Annotated in this window: 13 protein-coding genes; 6 read left to right on the top strand and 7 right to left on the bottom strand. The window is 44.8% G+C overall.

The annotated features are described in order from the left end of the window. Positions 1-70: 70 nt before the first annotated feature. From Q5691_RS13135 to Q5691_RS13125, 3 genes are all read right to left on the bottom strand, one after another. Positions 71-3,529: a PAS domain S-box protein gene (locus Q5691_RS13135; RefSeq protein WP_333308072.1), complete on the bottom strand. Its 3,459-nt coding sequence runs from the start codon at positions 3,527-3,529 to the stop codon at positions 71-73. Between the two features lie 589 nt (positions 3,530-4,118). Continuing rightward, the gene (locus Q5691_RS13130) at positions 4,119-5,249 is read right to left on the bottom strand and encodes a serine/threonine-protein kinase (protein ID WP_333213153.1); all 1,131 of its coding nucleotides are present in this window, start codon (positions 5,247-5,249) and stop codon (positions 4,119-4,121) included. 474 nt (positions 5,250-5,723) lie between these two features. Further along, positions 5,724-6,392, bottom strand: a complete 669-nt coding sequence (locus Q5691_RS13125) for a glycosyl hydrolase 108 family protein (protein ID WP_333213169.1) — start codon at positions 6,390-6,392, stop codon at positions 5,724-5,726. Between the two features lie 99 nt (positions 6,393-6,491). On the opposite strand from Q5691_RS13125, the gene Q5691_RS13120 reads away from it, so the two are divergent. The 5 genes from Q5691_RS13120 (at position 6,492) to Q5691_RS13100 (ending at position 11,937) form a co-directional block, all read left to right on the top strand. Continuing rightward, on the top strand, positions 6,492-8,672 hold the full coding sequence (locus Q5691_RS13120) for a tetratricopeptide repeat protein (RefSeq protein ID WP_333213154.1): 2,181 nt from the start codon (positions 6,492-6,494) through the stop codon (positions 8,670-8,672). A gap of 80 nt (positions 8,673-8,752) precedes the next feature. Then, a complete protein-coding gene (locus Q5691_RS13115) occupies positions 8,753-9,349 on the top strand; it encodes a tRNA isopentenyl-2-thiomethyl-A-37 hydroxylase MiaE (RefSeq protein WP_333042132.1) in 597 nt (198 codons plus the stop codon). 87 nt (positions 9,350-9,436) lie between these two features. Then, on the top strand, positions 9,437-9,931 hold the full coding sequence (locus tag Q5691_RS13110; protein ID WP_333213155.1) for a GNAT family N-acetyltransferase: 495 nt from the start codon (positions 9,437-9,439) through the stop codon (positions 9,929-9,931). Between the two features lie 22 nt (positions 9,932-9,953). Continuing rightward, complete coding sequence (locus Q5691_RS13105) at positions 9,954-10,472, top strand: MAPEG family protein (protein WP_333213156.1); 519 nt, start codon at positions 9,954-9,956, stop codon at positions 10,470-10,472. 76 nt (positions 10,473-10,548) lie between these two features. Continuing rightward, positions 10,549-11,937, top strand: a complete 1,389-nt coding sequence (locus Q5691_RS13100; protein ID WP_333213157.1) for a cytochrome P450 — start codon at positions 10,549-10,551, stop codon at positions 11,935-11,937. 76 nt (positions 11,938-12,013) lie between these two features. Here the strand turns inward: Q5691_RS13100 and Q5691_RS13095 are convergent, their stop codons facing one another. From Q5691_RS13095 to Q5691_RS13085, 3 genes are all read right to left on the bottom strand, one after another. Beyond that, positions 12,014-15,856 (bottom strand): PAS domain S-box protein, encoded by a 3,843-nt coding sequence (locus tag Q5691_RS13095; protein ID WP_333345139.1) that lies wholly within the window; start codon positions 15,854-15,856, stop codon positions 12,014-12,016. Positions 15,857-15,977: 121 nt separating this feature from the next. Continuing rightward, complete coding sequence (locus Q5691_RS13090) at positions 15,978-17,369, bottom strand: malic enzyme-like NAD(P)-binding protein (protein WP_333213159.1); 1,392 nt, start codon at positions 17,367-17,369, stop codon at positions 15,978-15,980. Positions 17,370-18,223: 854 nt separating this feature from the next. Next, positions 18,224-18,619, bottom strand: coding sequence for a hypothetical protein (locus Q5691_RS13085; RefSeq protein ID WP_333213160.1), 396 nt, complete (start codon positions 18,617-18,619; stop codon positions 18,224-18,226). A gap of 349 nt (positions 18,620-18,968) precedes the next feature. Here Q5691_RS13085 and argS point away from each other — a divergent pair, with 349 nt between their 5' ends. Then, a complete protein-coding gene (gene argS, locus Q5691_RS13080; RefSeq protein WP_333345137.1) occupies positions 18,969-20,726 on the top strand; it encodes an arginine--tRNA ligase in 1,758 nt (585 codons plus the stop codon). A gap of 104 nt (positions 20,727-20,830) precedes the next feature. On the opposite strand, the gene Q5691_RS13075 is transcribed toward argS, so the two are convergent. Next, a complete protein-coding gene (locus tag Q5691_RS13075) occupies positions 20,831-23,827 on the bottom strand; it encodes a tetratricopeptide repeat protein (protein ID WP_333345135.1) in 2,997 nt (998 codons plus the stop codon). Positions 23,828-23,852: the final 25 nt, after the last annotated feature.

Raw genomic sequence — 23,852 nt, 5'->3', positions numbered from 1 at the left:
TATCCGATAAAGGAGCCCCCGAATTTATCCGTGGGGTCAATGCTTCAATCTAAAATCTAAAATCTAAAATCTAAAATAGATTGACCATTTCCTTTGTGTTTTCGGCAGCCAGCGCTGATACTTCCTGGCAAATGGGAATCTCGATGACAAACTCTGCACCTTCCCCAGGCGTGGAAATACACTGCAATTTGCCTCGGTGCTTTTCAACTATAATCTGATAGCTGATTGACAGTCCCAAGCCTGTACCTTTGCCGACGGGTTTAGTAGTAAAAAATGGGTCGAACAATTTGCCAATGACTTCTTGATGGATTCCCATCCCGTTGTCGGCAATGCGAATTGTTACTGTGTCTGAATTGGCAATCGTGCTAATCCGAATTCTGTTGTGGTGAGCATATATTTCTTTTGAAGAATGAGTACTGTTGTACTCTTCGAGGGCGTCGATCGCATTTCCTAAAAGATTCATAAATACTTGATTGAGCTGACCTACATAGCACTCGACTGGTGGAAAACTGCCGTATTCTTTGATAATCTCAATCGCGGGACGAAGTACATTAGCTTTGATCCGGTGCTGCAAAATTAGCAAAGTGCTTTCGATTCCTTCGTGAATATCTACTCGCTTCATCTGCGATTCGTCGAGTCTGGAAAAGTTGCGTAAGGATACAACTAAGTCGCGGATGCGATCGGCTCCTACTTTCATTGATTCCAAAATCTTCGTAAAGTCTTCCATTAAGTAATCAACTTCAATATCTTCGGCTGCCTCTACAATTTCTGGGACGGGATTTGGGTATTTTTCCTGGTAAAGATGGAGCAAACCGAGCAAGTCTGCGGCGTATTGGCTGGCGTGGGTGATGTTGCCGTAAATGAAGTTAATCGGATTGTTAATTTCGTGGGCGACGCCGGCGACTAGCTGCCCGAGAGAAGAGATTTTTTCGGTTTGAATTAGTTGAGTTTGTGCTTGGTGCAACTCGTGGACAGCTTTTTCGAGCTCGGCTGCTTGCGATCGATACTGTCCCTCTGACTGCTTGAGTGCTTCCAAAACTTGTACTCGATCGCTAATGTCGGTGTGAGTTCCCACCCACTCGCGAACGCTGCCGTCGGCGGCCAAAATGGGGACGGCCCGCACCCAGAAGTTTCTGTAGCTGCCGTCTGCAGCCCGCAACCGATGCTCGACTTCGTAGAGACTTTTTGTTTCTATTGCCCGCATCCAAGCTTGTATTGTGCGATCGCGATCTTCTGGGTGCACTGATTTTATCCAGAAGTCCTTGTCTTCAGAACTCAAGCCCGTATAAGCTATCCAATCAGGCTCAGGTTTCTCGGCGATTCCGTTAGCGTCTGTCATCCAAACCATCTGTGCGGTGGCCATTGCCAGCGATCGATATCTTTCCTCGCTCAGACGCACGGATTCTTCCGCTTCTCGGCTGGCTGTCACGTCGCGCAAAATAGTTGTGAATATGATTTCGCCTGCCACTTCGAGTTTGGAAATAGAAGCTTCGGCGGGAAATTCCGTACCGTCTCGGCGGCGGGCGAAAATTTCTTTGCGGTTGCCCATTGTTCGGGCTTGTTGAACGTTGTCGCCGGAATTGCTGACGAGGTGACTCTGAGGGGTGGCAAAAGCTTCGGGCAACAGCAGGCTCAGGGATTGCCCGATCGCCTCCGCTGCACTCCACCCGAAAATCCTTTCTGCACCTTGGTTGAACAGGATAATTTTTTGGTCAGCATCCACGGAAATAATCGCGTCGTCGGCAATTTCTACAATGCCGGCGAAACGAGCTTGAGACAGTTGCAGGGCTTTTTCAGCGTGTTTGCGATCACTGATGTCGCGGGCGATCGTCGAAATGTATGTGAGTTTGTCGTCCGGTGAGGAGTGGGATATGATGACTTGGCTGACGGGAATTTCGAGTCCCGATGCTGACACGAAGGCTGTTTCTCCGCTCCAAAAGCCTTCGGAAACAGCGGTGGCGATCGCTTGTTTCAAAGTGCTGTAGTCTGACGCTGCCGTGAATTCTAGAACTTGTCGCTTGGATATATCTTCGTTTTCGTCTATACCCACCATTTTTCTGCCGGCTTTGTTAATGTAAATGGCGCGTCCTTCGAGGTTGTAAGTACCTACAAAATCGGGGGTTGCTTCCAGAATTGCTGCCAGACTTCTGTTGGCGATTTCGGCTTTTTTGCTTTCAGTAATATCCCGCGCGATGGTAACTATACCGCTAATATTTCCTAGTCCGTCCCGGTAAGCACTTTTTGTAGAAAGAAATGTCCGCAAATTTCCTTTAACTGGCAGCTCTTCTTCGATGGCTTCCGTTGTTCCCGCTGCCAGAGTTGGGCGATCCGTTTTCCTAATATTGCCCGCAATTTCTGGCGGAAATAACTCGCTGTCATCTTTGCCGATAATGTCGTCTACAGACTTGCCAATTATACTGGCTCCCGCAGCATTAAGCATTAAGTAACGACCCTGAGTATCTTTGACAAATAGGGCTGCGGGCGTACTGTTGATGACTGCTATCAACAGGTTGTAGTTTTTTTGAAGCGCCTGCTTTGTTGTTTGAGAGTCGAAAATTTGCTGCTGCAATTGCTCGTTGGTGATTTGCAGTTGGAGAGTCCGTTTCTCAACTTGATTTTCTAAATCAGATTTAGCTTTCCTCAGTCCCAGTTCCGCTCGATAGCGCTTCCGGTCGGCGGTGCAGAGAGTTTTGGCATTCTGCCAAATCATAACTGTAAAAATAATCACGTTCAATACGCTTAACAGCGATATCCCTACCTCCGGCGTGTAGGCTTGTAACCGCTCTCCCGATAGGATCAAATAACCGACTAAAGGCGGGATAATGATTGCCCGTGGCAACAAGCGCCTCGCCATGATGCCGCCCGCGCGATCGCTCGTCATTACTGCTATCAATCCTCGCTCTGGACTGGCAAATAAAATGCCGAAGCTCAGCAACATAAATGCTGCGGAGGTGTGCAAAGCCATGCCTGTATTTTTGCCAATTTGGTAAAATAAAGCTTTGTCGTAGAAATAGCCTATCAAACCCGTAAATGCAATTAAAAATGCTGAACAGCTTAAGATTTGAATCCGCAGGTATTTAGGCCGACGTTCTGACAGCAGCAGCAGCGCTGTTCCCAGCAATAAAAAAGCACCAGCAGTATTCGGTGCCATGCGTCCTGGTGTTCCGGTGATTCTCAATGTGTAACTTTCTTTAAATAGCAGTTGGTCGATGCCTAAGTCTAAATTAAAGCTATATTGAACTAGGGTTAATAGGCTAATTAATATAATTAAAAATGAGGATACTAAAATTAAATTTTTGTAATTTTTTTGAGGCTTTCTTGCTGTTAATTTGGCACGCCGGATCTGTTGGATGAATAGAGAAAACCCGCCCAAAATAAAGCAGACCGCAGTATTGGCTTTCATCGTCACGAGTCCGGGCAGAATGCTTTTTAAGATTTGCAGATCGAATATCCAACCCAAAAGGACTGTACAGCCGATCGCCATTACTGCAATACTCGCTTTTTTGGAAAAAGACTCGACAGCAGCCATTCGGGTTGAGGGCCTTTGCAGTTGTTGTGCTCGTTCAAAAACTTCCAATTTCTCGATCCCTCTAATTATTTAGTTTCTACGTATCTAAGGTAACAATAAACACTCTAGTGATAGTGTTGCCTACTATACAAAGCTGCTTAAGATTTTCTCAAAGCTGCTAATCATAAAATATGAATTATTTTATCTAACTTTAGAGAGATCGTCAAATGAAGGTTTAAGGCTCTTATGTAGAAGGCATTCGGCAGAATTGACTAATTTTTTATGTGTAAATTTTAATAAAAAATTCCTTGTTCCTTGTTCGTTGTCCCTTCGATTTCGGAAATTGGCGGCCGAATCATCGGCAAGACGGAGTGTTTTTACTCAGTATATCGAGGGCTAATGGTAGCGGATGAATCACTGTGCAACAAGATCACTCGCATTGTAAATCGGCTGCTGTGGCTGTGGGAAATGTGGCACAACAGAGAAGACTCGGCGGTTGAAACCGCTACTACAAAAATAAAGTCCCAGCAGAGAGGGACTATCATAGGGGATATTAAAGTCGGAGTTGGTAACTGTCAACTGTCAACTGTCAACTGACAACTGACAACAGTCAACTAACTCCCAAGTTTTGAAGTGCTTCCAAAGCTTCGGTTGCTGACGGGTAACGCTGGGGGAAAGCGTACAGCACCATCTGGTCTAAAACGCAAGCCAACTCCGGGGTGACAGTTGCATTTTTCTGCCAGATGAGATTCCCTAAATTATCAACTCTGAGTTGTTTCGGGCGCATTCCTGTCAAGGCTTGAATCCCCATAAGCCCGACAGCATAGATGTCACTGCACAATTTCGGGGAACCGATGGCTTGTTCCGGGGGAATATAATCTTGCTGAGTACCGCCACGCGATTTCGTTTGACCGATGCTGTTTTGTGAAGTGTTGATTTCTTTAACGGCCCCAAAATCAATTAATACCATTTTGTTATCAGATGTGCGCCTGATTAAGTTTTGAGGGTGAACGTCGCGGTGAATTACATCTTGTTTGTGAACAAAAACAAGCACTTCCAAGATATCTTTCAACAAAGCAATAACCTGATGCTCTTCCCAGGGTTGACCTTCGATTAGTTCTTGATACAAGGGTTGCCCTTCGATGAATTGATAGACTAAATAAAAATATCCATTTTCTTCAAAACGAGCTAACAATTCTGGTATCCGATCGTGTTGGCCCAATCGATATAAAACCCGCGTTTCTCGATCGAATAACTGGCTGGTTCTCTCAGACTGGCTTTTCAGGCGCTTGACGAGGCACAAAGGTCGATCGGGCAAATTTTCATCTTCAGCCAGATAGGTATCGCTGTACTCGGTGTTCACCAAATGTTCTCTAATTCGGTAACGCATCCGCAGCAGCTTTTGCAACATGGGATCGACAGAATTAGCTGGTTGTGTGCCTTTTTGTACAGCTCTCATGATGCAGTCCCAAAGATTTGCTCCGACTACTCTTTCTTCTTGTCCAATAATTTCTGCTTGCTTCAGTACCTTGGTGAGGTCTTTCCACAAGTTGTAGCCGACATACCGCCCCAGGTAGCCCACTGTGTACCCGCGGGCGATCGGATCGTTTTGCTGAATTTCTTGGTACGTCAAACCCCCTACAACACCTCGAATTATCGACTGTTGCAACCGACTCAGGTGTTTTTCCGTTTGTTCGTATACCAGATTGTCCAAAAAAATTATTGCTTCTTCTACCGTCATAGTTTCATGGCTTAAGTTAGTTGTGCAGCAGCAACACATTTGGTTTTTATATTTCTGTTATAGACGGTCGGGTTAAAATTTACTAGGTTTTTTGATTGGTGAAATATATCTTGATAAATATGACTTTTATGAATCAAGATTGTGAATTATATGAAATTCATTTACTTGACAAATGGTTGATGTGTTAAGTTGAATAAACTGATTTTTCTCAGAGAGGAGCTTAGAGATATAACAATCCTCGCATCATTTGTGAATTTCTTACGGACTCCCAGCGGGTTCGGGGAGGGTTGGGGTGGAGTAAAAAATTTACGACTCCTGCAAGGATTGCTATATAAGGGTTATTTAAGCCGACATGATAATCTGTGGTGCATTGAGATGGGAATTATCGGGCGGGCGCTCCTGGCCACCCGACAATAGTTTAAAGAAACAAGATAGTAAAAATTAGATTCGCGCCTGCTTATTAACAGTTAACTGTTAATTCTTAATCTTGTTCACATAGCCCCACAAACTGTAATCGCGACTCAGCCAACCCCGGAAAAAAGCCATCTGAGTCGGATCTTCTTGCACCCTTTTGTAGCGGTAAATAATTCGTTCATTAATCATTTGCAGCGCGGTATTTCTGTTATTTGCCCCTTTCAGCGCTTCCTTGGTGCGCGGGTCAAAAACTCCCGTTTGTGGCAATCCTAATGCTTGCTGAAGAAAGGTAATTGAGTTATTAATACCGAAATTAACGGCGGTGTCAAACATGACGATCGCCAAAGCCGGCTGCATCGTGCCCGAGAGGCTCGAATCCCAGTAATATTTATAAATTTCTAGGAGCTCTGCTTCCGACATCTGCGTCACGTCAAGGGGCGGAAGCCCACGACTGTAGCGGTAGGCGTTGTATTCCGTTTGCAAGACGCCCCGATAAGTTCTGCCGCCCTTATCGGCAGGGTGATTGCTGAATCCACCCTCAAAATATAGGGTGAAATAAAGAGCAGTTTGAAATAATTTCTGCCGAAAGCTGGCTGTCTGCTGCTGCTGTGCGAAAGTCTTTTGGGCAAAGGGTAAGGGGATTGCTAAGGTTAACAAGAGTATCCCCAGCAGGAGGTTTGGTTTCCACTTGATCTTATGTTGGCGCTGTGTCGCTTGCTTGTCGCTCATAAATTCTCTGTGACGATCGCCCGTAATTCCGCTAAAACTGCTACTCTGCAAAATAATATAGATTCAACCTTTAACTTGATAGCACAGATAGGCCGCAAAATGAATTCCGATTTTCGCAACCAATCCGAAACACCTCAGTTTGAAGATGCTGCATCGCTGACAGTCGCTGCAGAAACCTATTACTCTCAAGGCAATTTAGCAGCAGCCGTCGCTGCTTGTCGCCGAGCTCTGGAATTGCAACCGGATTGGGCGGCGGCTTACGTGACAATGGGCAATGTGCAGCAAGCAAGCGGCCAAATTGAGGAAGCGATGCGGTTTTATTCCGAGGCGATCGCTCTGAATCCGGATTTTGCTGAGGCTTATGCTAATTTGGGCAGTATGCTTTACAAACAAGGGCATTTGGTGGAGGCGGTTGTCAATTACGAAAAGGCGATCGAACTTAAACCGAATTTGGCTGCTGCTTACTGGAATTTGGCAGGGGCACTGAAGCAGCAGGGGCAGCAGGATGCAGCGGTAGCATACGAGCAAAAAGCTCTCGAACTCAATCCCCACCTTGCTCAGGTAGATTTTCACTTAAATTTAGGAGATACATTAGCACGGCAAGGGAAGTTAGATGAGGCGGTGGCTGCATGGCAGCAGGCGATCGCATTCAAACCCGATTTAGCCGAAGCATACTGTCAAATTGGCCGAGTTTTGCGCCACCAGGGTCAATTTAAAGACGCAATACCCAACCTTCAAAAAGCTCTAGAAATTAAACCCGATTTTATTTCTGCCCACCAACATTTGTGCGACATCCTCAGAGATAGTAGCGATTTAGCTGCCGCGCGGCAAGCCGTGCACCACTACAGCCAAATGTGTGCAGAAACCGATCCAATTATGACCGCGATTTACTTCATCAGCACCTATCAAGTGTCGGGATTAAATCAAATTGCGGGCGATCGATTTTTAGAGCTAGAGTCGTACTTAGAGCAAAACTTAGAAACCGCTAGCCCGGTGGAAATTAAATCGCTTTATGCAAACTTGTTATTCAGCACGCCCTATTTGCGAGATGACTTGGCGGCCAACTCAAAACTTTACAGATTAATTGCCCAAAAGTATATCGACCAATGTATTAAACCTAATTTTTCTCAACCCGCAAATTACAGCTTCAAACCAACGGTTCCATCCAGCAAGTTAAAAATCGGCTTTTTGTCCAATCACTTTAGCCGCCATTCTGTAGGCTGGTGCAGCGCGGACATCATTCGCGAATTGTCCGACATCACACCCAATGTGTACTTGTACGCTTCGGAAAAAATTATTCCTGACGCTCTCACTAAGCAATTTGAAACTTGGGGAAAACTCACTTTTCCGACCACCTACCCGAACGGACTTGCCAATTCCGCAGAAATTATCGACCAAATTCAGCAAGATGAATTGGACGTTTTAGTTGATTTAGATTCTCTCAGCGTACCAGTTCACGCTGATATTCTCTACCAAAAACCCGCACCAGTTTGTGTTTCTTGGCTGGGATTTGACGCCCCTTACATATCGCCGGAAAATTACTTTCTTACAGACTGGCACTCGCACCCTGCAGACAGGGAAAAATATTATGACGAGCAGCTAATTAGGATGCCTGATTCCTTTGTCGCGGTGTCGGGTTTTCAGAGATATGGAGTCGATCCCGTTGCATTGAGAAGATCGCATCGAATCGGTTTGGATCAGATAGTTTACCTGTGCGTCGCTCCCGGCAGAAAATTCAATAGCGAGTTGGTAAAAGCACAAATTGCGATTCTCAAAGAAGTGCCGAACAGTATCTTAATTCACAAAGCTTTAGGCGATGCTGCCGTGTTTGAGGCTGCATATCACCAAGCTTGCGAAGCTGAGAAAGTGAGCAAGCACCGAATTAAGTTTTTGCCGAGGTTTGCTACTGAGGAAGAACACAGAATTATCTATTTGCTGGCAGATGTTTTGTTAGATTCTTATCCTTACAACGGAGGAACTCAAACTTTAGAGGCTTTGTGGTCTAATTTGCCAGTGGTGACTCGCACAGGAGAGCAATTTTTGTCGAGAATGGGTTATTCGTTTTTGCAGACTTTGGGAATTGAAACAGGCGTGGCTTTGTCTTGGTCGGAATATGTGGAAGTGGGTGTAAAATTGGGCAAAGATCGTGAATTGAGAAATGCAATTAAAGCACAGTTGGTGAAATCTAAAGATCCAGCCAATTTGTCGCCACTGTGGAATCCGAAAAAGTTTGCTGGTGATATGTATGCGGTCTTGGAAAAATTATGTAAGATCGGATAAATGCTGGCTAGTGACTGCTGACTAATGACTACTGACTACTGACTAATGACTAATGACTAATGACTAATGACTAATGACTAATGACTTCAACACTGCCAACTATTAAGTTTTTGAAACAGCCGACTTCGGAAGCTTGGGTGCAACAGGCGATCGCCCATTTGGATACAATCTTATTAGACCATTCTCACTGCGAGCGGAAAGCGGCAGGAGTAGCGTTAAATTTAATGTTTCGCTACCCAGCAAGGGAAAAATTGGTGAGGATGCTAACGGCGATAGCCCGCGAAGAATTAGAGCATTTCGAGCAAGTCAACCAGCGGTTAGAAAAGCGCAGCATCGCTTTGGGCCCTTTGGCCGCACCTCCCTACGGTGCAGGTTTGTCCGCCCAAATTCGCAAGCAGGAACCGGAGAGACTTTTGGATTCTTTGTTAGTTTCTGGTTTGATAGAAGCGCGCAGTCATGAACGGTTGGGGCTGCTGGGCGATCGCTGTCCCGACGCAGAATTAGCTAAGTTTTACCGCAGTTTGATGGCTTCGGAAGCGCGCCATTACGGGGTATATTGGATTTTGGCAACAACTTATTTCGATCGGGATATTGTGATGCAGAGGTTGGAGGAATTATCATTAGTAGAGAGCGAGTTGCTGGCAAGTCTTCATCCTGAACCGAGAATTCACAGTTAAAAGCTAGGTGCATTTAAAAACTGTAAAAAAAATTAGTAAGTTTACAGTTGCTAAAGTCAACAAATAAATATTAAGTTGCAACCACCCATGAAAACCCAACATCTGGATTTTTTAATTCGTTCCTGGGAAACGCGCGATCGCGCTGAGGCGTTCTATTTAATTAGGGATGTTTTAGCAGAGTACGGTTTAAAATGCGAACCTCACGGGGCAGATCGAGATGTCTATGATGTAGAACTACATTATCATAATCAAGGCGGCGAATTTTGGGTAGTTGAACGGCAGGATAAAATAGTGGGTACGGCGGCTTACTATCCGATTGAGCGCGGAAATCATGCTGTGGAAATTCGCAAAATGTATATTTTGCCAGCAGCAAGGGGACAGGGTTTGGGGAAATTTTTACTGAAAGAATTGGAAAGTAAAATTATCGCTCGTGGCTTTGAGGAAATCTGGATAGAAACTGCTAGCATTCTCAAAGAAGCTGTGAAAATGTACGAAAATAGCGGATATCTACCGACAACTGGTGTGGAGACGCCAAGGTGCGATCGGGTTTACGTAAAATATCTAGGTATACAAAATATATAATAAGGTTGGGTTTCTGTAAACAATGATTAATTTACTCAGTTTCAATGCACAACAGCAAAGAGTTGTTTGGCGAGGCATTTCTGCCTTAATCTTCTGCCTTACTTTCGTACTGATTAGTTATTTTGTGATAGCGCTGCCCCTACCGCCCTTCCATAGCGCAGAGTCGCGCCTAATCTTCGCCCTTCGCTGCCCAATTTTTCCGGTACTGATGTTATTTGCCGGCATAGTTGCAGTTGGTAATGGTAGATTTAGCAGCCCAGCCATCAACCCTTTAGCAAATGCCGAATCAGAAGCAATGCGGATTAATTTACGTTGTCTGAGCAACACTCTAGAGCAATTTGTGCTGTTTTTTGTAGGCAGTTTAATCCTTTCTACCTTTTTAGATACTTACAGCATCAAGCTGATGCCAATTTTGGCAATTGTGTTTGTTTTGGGAAGAATGGCGTTTTGGATAGGCTATCTCAAAGAGCCGATAGAACGAGCTTTTGGCCTGGGAGTTACTCTGTATCCTACTATTGCCGTACTATTTTTCAATAGCTGAGGGATTTGAGATTTTTTTGAAATAAGACTTATGCTTTGATTCGTCCTGTGAAACCATAAAATTAGGAGAAAAACAAATGACTATCCTCACCAACAACTCTCCATCTCAAAATCATGAGACCAACAAAGTTTTAGACGGCCCTAAAGATAATAGATTTGTTCAGACAGTGCGGGGGATTTTAAATCCTCTGTATTATTTAGAACGAAACTATAAAAGCTACGGTGACATTTTTACCAGCAAATTCAGCAATTTTCCGCCCCAGGTAATTATTAGCAATCCTCAAGCTATTCAAGAAATTTTTACAGCGGATTCCAAACTTTTTGAATCCGGTACGGGAAACCAGATAGCGCTACCTTTAGTAGGCCCCAATTCGTTATTGTTGTTAGATGGCGATCGACATTTGCAGCAGCGCAAACTTTTAATGCCACCTTTTCACGGTGAACGCATGAAAGCTTACGGACAAATCATCCGCAATACCACCGAAAAAGTAATTAATAATTGGACTCCAGGTAACTCGGTTATCGCGCAATCAACTATGCAGGAGATTTCCTTGGAAGTGATTTTGCACGCGGTGTTTGGGCTGAGCGAAGGAGAACGCTACCAGCAAATCCAGCAACTTTTTGTTAAGATGTTAAATTTTTTTAGCAATCCTTTGAGCGCGACATTTTTGTTTGTGAAGTCGTTACAACAAGATTTAGGTGCTTGGAGTCCTTGGGGAGGATTTCTGCGACAAAGACAGCGTTTAGATGAACTGATTTATCAAGAAATACGCGATCGCAAAACTCTATCTCAACCACTGGGAGAAGACATCCTGAGCTTGTTAATTTCAGCTCGTGACGAAGCAGGACAGCCGATGAGCGACGTTGAATTGCGGGATGAATTAATGACGATGTTATTCGCAGGACACGAAACTACAGCCACAGCTTTAGCCTGGGCTTTGTATTGGATTCACTACCTCCCAGAAGTCCGCGAGAAACTGCTGCAAGAACTCAATTCTATTGATTTGAAAAATTCCGATCCGGCGGAAATAACTAAACTCCCGTATTTGAATGCTGTCTGTTGCGAAACGCTGCGGATTTATCCGATCGTATTTTTTGCATTTCCGCGCATTCTGCAAGCTCCGATGCAGTTAATGGGTTATAATCTTCCCAAAGGAATGATAGTTTCTTCCTGTATTTATTTGGTTCACCACCGTCATGATATTTACCCGGAACCAAATTGTTTTAAACCAGAACGTTTTCTCGAACGTCAATTTTCGCCTTACGAATATTTGCCGTTTGGGGGAGGAAACCGCCGCTGTATTGGGGCGGCATTTGCCATGTTTGAAATGAAGTTAGTATTGGCAAAAGTGCTGTCACGATACTCTTTAGAACTTACAGAAAATAGTCCCGTGGTGCCAGTACGTCGCGGTTTGACAATGGCACCCGCTGGTGGTGTGCATCTGACGGTAAAGAATCGGATTTGAATCATATCAAATCCCATCGCTCGATGGGATATGATATGATATGATATGATATGATATGATACCGATACAACGGGTTTTAATTTAATTTTTGCTGCAGAGGAATCTCGATCGCAAATTCGGAACCTTCTCCCACTACAGAATTGCAAGAAAGCTTGCCGCCGTGTTTTTCTACTATAATAGAGTGCGAAATGGCCAACCCTAAGCCAGTTCCTTTGCCAATGGGTTTAGTAGTAAAAAACGGGTCAAACAAGCGCTTCTGGACATCTTCGCTCATCCCAGGCCCGCTGTCAGCTATCCATATGGCAACGCTGTTATTGTCGGTTACTTGGGTGCGAATCGTAATTGCGAGATTTTTGGCGGTGCGATTGGATTCCTTCATCTCCATTTCCAATGCGTCTAACGCATTGCTCAACAAATTCATAAATACTTGATTTAACTGACCGGGATAACATTCAACTAAAGGCAAATTACCGTATTCTTTAATCACATTAATTGTCGGGTGATCAGCTTTATGTTTCAGGCGGTTTTGCAAAATTAGCAGCGTGCTTTCAATACCTTCGTGAATGTCAACTTGTTTTTTTTCGGCTTCGTCAAGTCTTGAAAAAGTTCGTAGGCTCAAAACTATGTCGCGGATGCGATCGGCTCCGACTTTCATAGATGCTAAAATTTTTGGTAAATCTTCAATGAGATAATCAATTTCAAAGTCATCCCTTGCATCTACAATTCTTGCGCTAGGCTGTGGGTATTCTTTCTGGTAAAGTCGCAGCATTTTTAGCAAGTTTTGAGTGTACTCGCTGGTGTAGCTGAGATTGCCGTAGATAAAATTAACTGGGTTGTTAATTTCGTGGGCGACACCTGCTACTAACTGTCCCAAACTTGACATTTTTTCACTTTGAATTAATTGAGTTTGGGTACGTTTTAGTTCGCGCAAAGTTTCTTCTAGCTGTTGAGTTTGAGCTTGAGCTAGTCGGGCCGCTTTGCGGGTTTGGGTGTACAGTTCAGCGTGGTCGATCGCGATCGCAATTTGAGCGACCACCGCTTGCATCAGTTCGACTTCCGAGTCGCTCCAATTTCGCATGGACACAGCCTCATAGCAGGTAATTGCCCCAATATCGCCTGAAGCAGTTTGAACTGGCAGCGACAGCACTGAGTTAATTTTTAAGGTCTGGAAATTTTCGCGCACTTCTAAATCTTCAAAAGTGCTGACATCATCAATTCGCAGGATGTGTTGCTGCAAAATCTGTGGCAGGGCAACACTAGATTGCTCCTCTACAGAATAAGTACCGAGCAAACTCGGCAAAGCTGCATTCTTCGCTTCGCAAACTATTTCCCAAACCGGAGGATTGCGGTTTGGGCGATACCAAGTGAACAGGCACCAATCTATGTGCATCAAATTGCGAATTTTTTGAACTGCGGTTTCTAAAATTGTGTCTAAATCTAAAGATGTGCGAATCTGGTTGGCAATTTGATTGAGCAGTTGTTGTCGTCTTGCTTGCTGTCTAAGGGCTTGTTCCGATCGCACTAATGTTTCTTCTGCAAGTTTGCGATCGGTTAAATCTTGGACGACTGCTTGGATCATTCTTTCATTTCCAACCTCGATGATTGTCAGCACGACTTCTGCGGGAAAATCACTACCGTCTAAGCGCTGGTGAACCCAATCAAAACGGTGGTTTCCCCGCTCAAAAGCGATCGCTATCATTTCGTTAACCAAGCTCAAAGAATCTCTGCCGTTGGGTTGGAAAACAGGCGAGAGTTTGCCGGGATTTTGGCCGTACAACTGTTGCGGGGTAGTACAGCCGAATAGTTTTAGGGTGGCTGTGTTGGCATCGGTGATGGCATTGTCACATAGCATAAAAACAGGCAAACTGGTTAATTCGTAGAGCGATCGAAATTTGGCTTCCGACTGCTGCAATGCGGCTTCTGTTTGCTTGCGCTCGGTAATATCAGCAACCATTGCCAAAGCGCCCACATAGCGTCCCTGTTTGTCGGCCAAGGAATTAGTAGAAACCATCGCCCACAAGTCCCTGCCGTCTCGGCGACGGAACTTAAAATCGAGCTGTTCGCGAATTCCTTGACGGCGGCGTTCGAGACTGATTTGTGCGATCCCCATGCCTTCTGCATCCATGAAAGCAAATAGCGACTGCCCGATCATTTCCTCTGGGGTACAGCAGAGCAGAGTGGCCATTTTTTTGTTGACAAAAGTAGTTTTACCCTCCGCATCTATGATCCAAATTCCTTCGTCCGCTGTCTCGACAATGCACCTATATTTTTCCTCGCTTTCTCTGAGTGCTTCTTCTGCTAATTGGCGAGCGGTAATGTTTTGAGTCATTAGCAATCCGCCGATAATTTCTTGCCGTTCGTTTCTGACTGGCAAAGCATAACCGAGGTAAACGCGATCGCTGTAAAAAAATTCTGTAACAACTGTTTCTCCTGCCAGTGCCGCCCGATAAGTTGGCTCGATATCAGTACAAACATCTGGCTCGAATACTTCCCAGATTGTCTTGCCTTCCATCAATTCTTTGACAAGCCCCACTGCTGCTAATTCTGTACCTTCTACTAGCGTGTAGCGCAGTTCTGGATCGAACAACATCACCGCACCGTTAGGAAAGTTGCTTGCCATAGTGCGGTAAAGCTGTTCGCTTTTTTGCAGCGCAGCTTCTGCTTGTTTGCGATCGCTAATGTCAACTACAACTGCACCGATGCCGATCGCCTCGCCATCTTTGTCTAGCAAGGGAAAATAAGAGCCTGTCAGGTGTCGGACAAACCCCGGCTTTCTTGGATTATCACCACTGATCTCGATATTAATTAGGGGTTGTTTCGTCCTCAAAATTTCTGCGTACAAATGCTCTATTATTGGAGCCATATTCGGCAATATTTCGCGTACAGTCTTGCCAATGTGTTCTGCTGGACTCAGGCAATTTATTTCTGCGAGAAATTGATTAATTTGCACATACTGCAGTTGGGAGTCCAAAATGCAAAGTCCCGCCGGCGCCTCCTTCAAAAAGGCATCAAATAGTGCTTGTCTCTGTGCTAATTCTTGTTCTAAAGCTTTGCAAACGCTCAGATCTGTCAAAGATCCCATCATCCCCACAACTGCTCCCGTTTTGTCTTTCAATAGCGACAGCATCAGGTTCGAGGAAAATTTTTCTCCTGATTTACGGTGTGTTATAACTTCAATTTCATGCTCGCCTTTTTCTTGTAGCGGCTTGATGACTTGCTCTAACAAAAATTCTTGCTGTTCTGGCGGGTAAATTAGAGAAATGTGCTGTCCGATAGCCTCAGTTGCTTGATAGCCGTATAACTTTTGGCAGGCTTGATTCCAAATGGTGATCGAGCCGTCCATATCTGTAGAAATTACCGCCTCATGAATTTGGTCAATAATTTGACTTTGGAGACGTAATTTTTCTTGAGTTTGCTCCAGTTCGGAGATTTTTTCTGCGAGTAGCTTCTGAGTTTTTTCTAGTTCGGCAGTCTGCTTTGTCAGCAATTTTTCTAGATGTGAATTGCTGTGTGGCGACGCTGATTCCAGCGGAGCGCTATTTTGATCCCGATTATTAAAGATTTCTTCAACACTTAGCCAAATCGCGGACAGTCCCTCTGCTTCAATGGCCCGCTCGGAAACTCGCACGGGTACGAGATGCTGGTTTTTATGTTTGTATGCTGCTTCGCACAGGTGCGTGTGGCTATTTTTTGCTTGACATTCTAGATATTTTTCTGGGCCCGCGCACTGTGTTTGCTGAATTTCCCAGTAGTTGAGGTGGAGAGTTTCTGCAACTGTGCGGCCGATAATACTTGCAAAAGCTGGATTTACGTCGAGAAAAGTCCCGTCCGTCCGGCACAATGCCAGCCCTATCGGGCACAGTTCTAACAATTGGCAACAGGAGCGATTGCGCTTGGCTTTTCCTAACTGGCTTTGCATCTGACCTAGCTGGACTTGGTTTATTTAATTATATCTTTATTATCTTGTTTATTGCTGTGAGTTTTATCCTTGATTAAGGAAGAGAGAAGAAGGAAGAAGGAAGACTTCCTTCTTCCTTCTATTAATCGCGGGCAATACCTTCGGATCGGGCAGCCAACTGCACTGCACCGGCGACTGCAATGGCAACTCTTTCGTCAAAAACAGACGGTATAATGTGTTCTTTGTCAAGCTGAGAAGGACTGACTAAAGAGGCGATCGCATAAGCTGCTTCCAAATACATACTGGGCGTAATCGTGGTTGCTTTGCAGTCCAAAGCACCTCGAAATATCCCTGGAAATGCCAAAACATTGTTAATTTGATTCGGGTAATCGCTGCGTCCGGTTGCTATAATCGCTGCATCTTCCATAATTAATTCTGGCTGAATTTCGGGAATGGGATTAGCCATTGCAAAAACAATGGGATTTTCGGCCATCGAACGCACCATCGATCGGGTGAGTACGCCGGGGGCGCTGACGCCTAAAAATACATCGGCACCGGCGATCGCATCTTCCAAAGTACCGCTCGAAGGCACAGCAAATTCTAGTTTTTCTGGGTTCATATCCGTGCGGTCTTGGGAGAGGACGCCTTTGGAGTCACACATGATGATGTTTTGGGCACCTGCTTTACGCAGCAAGCGGGCGATCGCGACTCCGGCCGCACCGGCTCCGTTAATCACGATACACACTTCTGCGATGGTTTTTTTGACGATTTTCAAGGCATTAATTAATGCTGCCAAACTAACAATCGCAGTGCCGTGCTGGTCGTCGTGAAAAATCGGAATATCTAAGGTTTCCCGCAATCTTGCTTCGATTTCAAAGCAGCGGGGAGAAGAAATATCTTCGAGGTTAACGCCGCCAAAAACCGGGGCGATATTCTGCACTGTGCGAATAATTTCCTCGGTATCTTGGGTATTCAAACAGATAGGAAAGGCGTCAATACCTGCAAATTCTTTAAATAGCATGGCTTTGCCTTCCATGACTGGCAGTGCGGCGGCTGGGCCGAGGTTTCCCAGTCCCAAAACTGCGCTACCGTCGGTAACAATGGCAACAGTATTTTGTTTGATTGTGAGGTTATAAACTTGTTGCGGGTCATTGGCGATCGCAGTGCAGATGCGGCCGACTCCAGGGGTGTATGCCATTGCCAAATCTGACTGGCGTTTGAGGGAAATTTTGCTAACTACGCTGATTTTTCCGCCGCGGTGCAAGTTGAAAGTGCGATCGTACACGTCGATCACTCTGATATCTGGCAGTCCTTTCACTGCTTGCACTATTTCTTCGTTGTGCTCGAGGCTGGAGGCATCGACGTTGATATCGCGAACGGTAGTGGCGCGGGTTTGCTCGATCAAGTCGATTTGGCCGAAGTTGCCGCCGACAGATGCGATCGCGCTGGTGACTCTTGCCAGCATTCCCGGCTGGTTCGGCAGAGCAACCCGAATTGTTAAACTAAAGCTGGGGTTCGGTGTCAGTTTTACCATGATGTCTTGATTTCAGATTTGAGAATTTCAATCTTAGATTTTATCCCCAATGTTAGGCATAAAATTTAATAATTCAAATTTTCAACTGAAATTTTTAACAAATTCTATGAGCTTGTGGTACGATCGCTCTGCACTGCCAGGGGTGGCGCTGGAAAACAGCTCTTTTTTTCAGTAAAGCTTTGCTTTTTTTCTAGCTGGTTACCAGGAATTTCTTGATGGTACCCGCCACGTGATTTATCCGTGGAATCAATCCAAAATCAAAAATCAAAAATCCTCAAGCCCCCGCATTTATCCGTGGGGTCAATCTAAAATCTAAAATCTAAAATCTAAAATTGATTGACTCTCCTACAAACAGTCTATTTTCTGTCAATTTCCCAGCGAACCGCGAATATGAAGCGCGGGGGTAGAAACCTGGTTTCTGAGGTAAACCTGCGGAACTATTATCTATTTTTGAGAATATTTCTGCTTATTCTGAACCTCAGCAGATATTTCGCAAAAATCTATTTTCCAGCGATACCGCCAAATTCCTGCTGCTGTCTTTTGAAGCGAGACACCGAGGAGAGTTGATGCGGCTTTTTGGTGGCCTTTATTGGGAATGTAAAAAGTAGATGCACGGCTGTTTGAGCCGGCCGGTAAAAATCTGAGCTACTGACAAGCGGTCATTTGATATATATATTTTGCCTGGTTTAACACTTGGCAAGGATTGCGAGTGCAACCTTGCTGCGCGCTCTAAATTACCTGCACGCTTTGCCCGATAATTCCAAAGACTGTAACTAACAGACAATCTACCCCGCGCCGACACAGGCACAGCTTGGGCCGAACCGTGTTGAGTTGCTGGTTGCTAACTGTCAATTTTACCGATCGGCCGCAGCATCGGCCCATATAATTGTAAAGAATTTGCAAGCCAGACAATCCGGGGGAACTTTTTCTAAGTCTTCCAGATCTATCGGTTGCTGTGGTTCGCTGCCGGGGGGAACTATGCACAGGGCAAGTTGTCCGACTCCAGCCATGAGTTCGGCAACTCGCTCCAAAATACTGTCCATTTTGTCAATTAGTTGCTCTGCTGCATCGAGACTTGGCGCGATGATGAAAAAGGTTTTGACTCCATCGGGACAAGGGGCGAAGCCAAGCGTACACTCTCGTAATAGTGCTTGGGTGGAGAGACTGAAACCGTCGTAGAAGCGAGCGATTACTGCTTGATAAAAGACGTGGGTCAGAGAGCGATCACCAAAAATAGGTTGAGATAACATAACTACTTCCTTTCGTAGGATTTTTGGGTGCATTGAAAAAATTTTAACATACCTTAATGTAAGCGATTTAACAAAATGATCTAGCGATCGAGATCATGGACTTGATGTGACATTTTTTAATTTGTGTAGCGATCGCAACTGTGATAAAATGTACTCTGTGCTATCACGGCCAATGATTTTGATCGCATCAGCAGCTCAAAGGTAAGTACAAAATTTCCTACTAGGTGAGGAGAGGGGGATAGGCCCAGAGGGAGAGAACCAGAGGGAAATTACCTAAGTAGTGAGAGTATTATTGCCACAAAGTGCTGAATCTAGAGTTTAAAATAAACATCCAATCAAAATATTAAACATGAACTCGATCGCCCAACAGTTAAAAGCAAAATTTGAAAAAGCATTCACCGCTGCATTCGGCGAAAGTTATGCAGGTGCAGATCCGATGCTAGCCGCCGCCACCAATCCCAACTTTGGGGACTTTCAGTGCAACGCGGCGATGAGTTTGGGGAAAAAGTTAGGAAAGCCCCCACGGGCGATCGCCTCGACAATCATCGAAAACCTAGATATTACCGACATCTGCGAAACCCCAGAAATCGCCGGGCCAGGTTTTATCAATTTGAAGCTGAAACCGGCTTATTTGGAAGCGCAAATTAGTGCGATCGCCGGCGACTCGCGTTTGGGGATTGAACCGGCGAAAACGCCTCAGACAATCGCGATCGACTTTTCCAGTCCGAATATAGCCAAAGAAATGCACGTCGGACACTTGCGATCGACAATCATCGGAGATGCGATCGCCCGCATCCTCGAATTTCAAGGCCACGACGTACTCAGAATCAACCACATCGGCGACTGGGGCACGCAATTCGGTATGCTGATCGCATACTTGCGCGAAGTTCACCCCGAAGCCCTCACAACCGCTGACGCCCTAGATTTAGGCGATTTAGTCGCATTTTACCGCCAAGCAAAACAGCGCTTTGACACAGACGAAACCTTCAAAGAAACCGCCCGCCAAGAAGTAGTAAAACTGCAAGCAGGCGCCGAAGACACCCGCCGCGCTTGGAAATTGCTGTGCGATCAATCGCGCCGCGAATTTCAAGTAATATACGACTTGCTCGATATCAAATTAACCGAACGCGGCGAATCGTTTTACAATCCATTATTGCCCGCCGTAGTCGAAGATTTAACCAACTTAGGTTTGCTAGTAGAAAGTGACGGCGCAAAATGCGTTTTTGTAGACGGTTTCACCAACAAAGAAGGCGAACCCCTGCCGCTAATCGTCCAAAAAACCGACGGCGGCTACAATTACGCCACAACAGATTTAGCAGCAGTGCGCTACCGCATCCAAAAAGACAATGCAAAGCGCATAATTTATGTCACGGATTCGGGACAAGCAAACCATTTTGCCCAAGTATTTGCAGTAGCCAGAAAAGCCGGTTGGATTCCCGAAGATGTCGAAATTGTGCACATTCCCTTCGGTTTGGTATTGGGAGAAGACGGTAAAAAACTCAAAACTCGTTCTGGGGAAACGGTGCGGTTGCAGGATTTGTTAGATGAGGCGATCGTCCGCGCCACCAAAGATTTGGAAGACAGATTAGTCACAGAAGAAAGACAGGAAACGAAAGAGTTTATAGCTAACGTAGGTCGCGTAGTTGGTTTGAGTGCAGTTAAGTATGCAGATTTGAGTCAAAATCGCGCCAGCAACTATGTATTTAGTTACGACAAGATGCTCGCATTGCAAGGAAATACCGCTCCTTATATGCTGTATGCTTACGCGCGCGTGCAGGGAATTCGCCGCAAAGGTGAGATTAATTTTGATAATTTAGATGCTGGTGCAAAAGTGATTTTGCAGTCTGATGCCGAGTTGGTATTGGCAAAGCATTTATTGCAGTTGAATGAAGTTGTGAGTGCTGTTGGCGGCGATTTGTTGCCTAATCGAATTTGTCAGTATTTGTTTGAATTGAGTCAAAAGTTCAATCAATTTTTTGAGCAGTGTCAGGTGTTGAAATCTGAGGAACCGTTGCGGACTTCGCGGTTAATTTTGTGCGATTTGACGGCGACGACTTTGAAATTGGGTTTGGAGTTATTGGGGATTAAGGTATTGGAAAGAATGTGATATAAAGTTTGTAGCTGTAGCGTGCGTGAGAGCAATAAATAGTTGAATCTAGATGATGAGACTATTTGCACTCACGCACGGCCCCAAACAGTATTTTATAAATTTTACAGTTCCCAGAATTTATTTCGCTTTTTCGGAGATTTTCCTTTCTTACTTTTATGTTCAAAATATGGCAAGTCTCTCTTTGCATAGTTGAGATTTTGGCGAAGCATTGCAAGGCTTTCCTGACAATAAATAGTTTCAGGATGTTTCGAGCCTAACTTTCGCTGAAGAATTTTAAAAAGTCGTAGCATTAGGGGTTCTGCTTCACTATAGCGCTCCTGTTTTAAATAAAAAACAACCAGATTATTTAGGCTGTTTTTGACCTGGATATGGTCTTTCCCCAAACAGCTTTCTCTGATTTTAAATGCTTTTATAAACAAAGGCTCCGCTTGGCTGTAGTGACCTTGACAGTCATATAAATAGGCTAAATCGTTCAGGCTAGTTGCCACATCAGGATGCTCTTCTCCTAGTGACCGAATTCTTATTTCTAAAGCTTTTAAATGCAGAGGCTCTGCTTCACCGTAGCGACCTTGAATATCATATAAATCTGCTAAATGATGTTGAACTGTTGCCACATCAAGATGTTCTTCTCCACAGAAACTTTTTGTCAGTTCCAAAGCTTGAATAAATAAGGATTCTGCTTCACTGTGACGACTTCTGTCCAGGTAGAACAGCGCTAGATTATTCAGGTGTTTTGCTATATCGGGGTGATTTTCTCCCACCAACTGCTTTGTTATTTCCAAGGCTAGCTTATAAAACTTTTCCGCTTCAGCGTCGCGTTGCTGATGCTTGTAAATACGTGCTAGATAGTTCAGTAAATTAGGCAAGTGGTTAACATCGCTACAGTCTTTGCTCTCCTCTATAGCTCGCATTAATACAAATTTAGCTTTTTCGTATTCATATCGTTCAAAATATAGTGCTACCAGATGGTTCAAGCAGGTTATTAGAAGAGTTTTGTCTTCTTCACGCCAGTATTTGCTGAGTTCTAAGGCTTGCAAAAACATAGTTTCAGCCTCATCATAACGACCTTGAAGGTTGTACAGGCTAGCGAGATTGATTAAACTGATTGATACGCAAACATTTTGTTCTCCGAGTAAGCGTTTGTCTAATTCCAAAGCTTCTACTAATAGGGGTTCAACTTCGCTATAGCGACCAAGAGCTTTGTAGGCGCAAGCCAAATTGCTGAGGCTTGTTGCCACTTGGGAATGCTCTGACCCAAAATGCGATCGAGTTACGGATAGACATTGCTCAAACCAAGGTAATGCTTGAGCATATAATCCTTGACCTTCATAAAATCGACCCAAGCCTACAAAAGGCACTGTTAAATACTTGTCATTTAGTAAATCCCTTAAGTCTTTGTCTTTGGCTATCTCTGCCACATGGGGAATAGCAGGGGCAGCTATTTGAATCCGCTGATAGGTGGGTGACTCAGGGATTTGATCCGCTACTGCCCATGTGGCGTTTACAAAGGCTTCTTTAAGTTCATTCACTTCTATTGACTCTTCTCGCTTCCCCCTCAAAAATTCTCGAATTAGGGGATGCAAACGACAGGCTGTATCACTCGTAGACTTTAGCAGATGGCAATTCAATAAATCAGCTCTAGCTTCTTCCAAAAGTTCTAAATCAATCTTCTCATCTTCTGATGTGAGCAGATAATGGTATGCTCCTTTCACTAGCCACCAAGGAATGTCAGCCAAGGCAAATAAACTCAGCATACAGCCCAATTTTTGGGCGTTTTCATCTAATCGCTCCCAACTCAACTCAAAGGCAGCAGCTACCCCCAATTGAGCAGTCATTGTCGGATCGGGTTTTTGGACAGCTATGTGTTTGAGTCGCTTTTCCTCCAGTAAAGACAGCATTGCCTCCAAGGACAAATCCCGGCGATTATAAAGATAACACCCCACTAATTCCAACCCCAGGGGTAAATAGCCAAGCCACTCACAGATTTGTTCGGCAACATCTAATTCCAGTTGAAAGCGATTCAGATCCTCAATCAGCACTTCCAACAGTCTCAGTGCCGCCTCTGTTTTCAATTCATTTAATGGCAAATACGCCAAACCTCGCCCCAACTGTTCCCGCGATGTAATCAGCACCTTAAACCCAGATGATTTTGGTGGCAAATAAGGCTTTACCTCCTGCTTGTAGTCTGTGACATCATCGAACGCAATCAGCACATCTCCCAATGGCCAATTTTGCCAGCAGTACCTCAACTGATTTGGTAAATCCAAATCCTCTGGCGGCTTCAGGTTTAAGAGACTCCGCGCAAAACTAACAATTTGAAGCCCTACATCTCCATTTCTGACATCAATCCAACAAACACCGCCGGCACCGTCACCTAACCCCTCTAAATGTCGCTGCCCATAGCGATCGGCAAGTGCCGTTTTGCCAACCCCGCCCATGCCAATAATCGTGACAGCAGGAAGATTATTCTGTTGCTGGAACAACTCATCCAGCTTTTCAATATCCTGTTCTCGCCCTACAAACTCCACCACACTGCTACGAGTAAGATTATCGTATTTCTCACGCCTCGGTTTGGCAAAGACTCGCTCCTTTTCCCTCAGAATGACATCGCACTCTGCTGGAGTTGCCGGAAATATTTCCTCATTTCGCCTGATAAAAACAGTGCCAGCAGGATAGGTTGTACGCGGTGTTAAATCTCTGATCGTCCGGTGTAAATGGGGACTCGGCGGGATAGAAATAACGAAAATATTTTTGCCATCTATCTCAACAATTTCACAGTGAACATCTGGAATAGGAGGCTCACAGGCAGGGTTAACCCTTTGTAGAATTTGTTTGGGAGTTAGCAGGTTGCTAACATCAAATAAGTCTCTCGTACCATCAGACCTTAACTCATCTCCAACCCCTATAATCAGATAGCCTGTTTGGTCAGCGGTATTAAAATTACCATTGGTCAGTGATAAAATATCTCTGATGAACTCATCGCATTGCTGCTTGGCATAATCTTTCTTGGAGTCTTTTAGTTTGTGCAGTTCCCGTTTGAAATCTAATTTCAAACCTTCTGGCTGGCTGATGAGTTGTCTAAGCTGCTGACTGTCCATAGTTTATGTCCGTTGAAAATCGAGG

This window comes from Microcoleus sp. w1-18aA5 (genome assembly GCF_036701705.1).
In the GTDB taxonomy this organism is placed as follows: domain Bacteria; phylum Cyanobacteriota; class Cyanobacteriia; order Cyanobacteriales; family Microcoleaceae; genus Microcoleus.
This window is presented reverse-complemented; position numbering and strand designations above follow the sequence as displayed.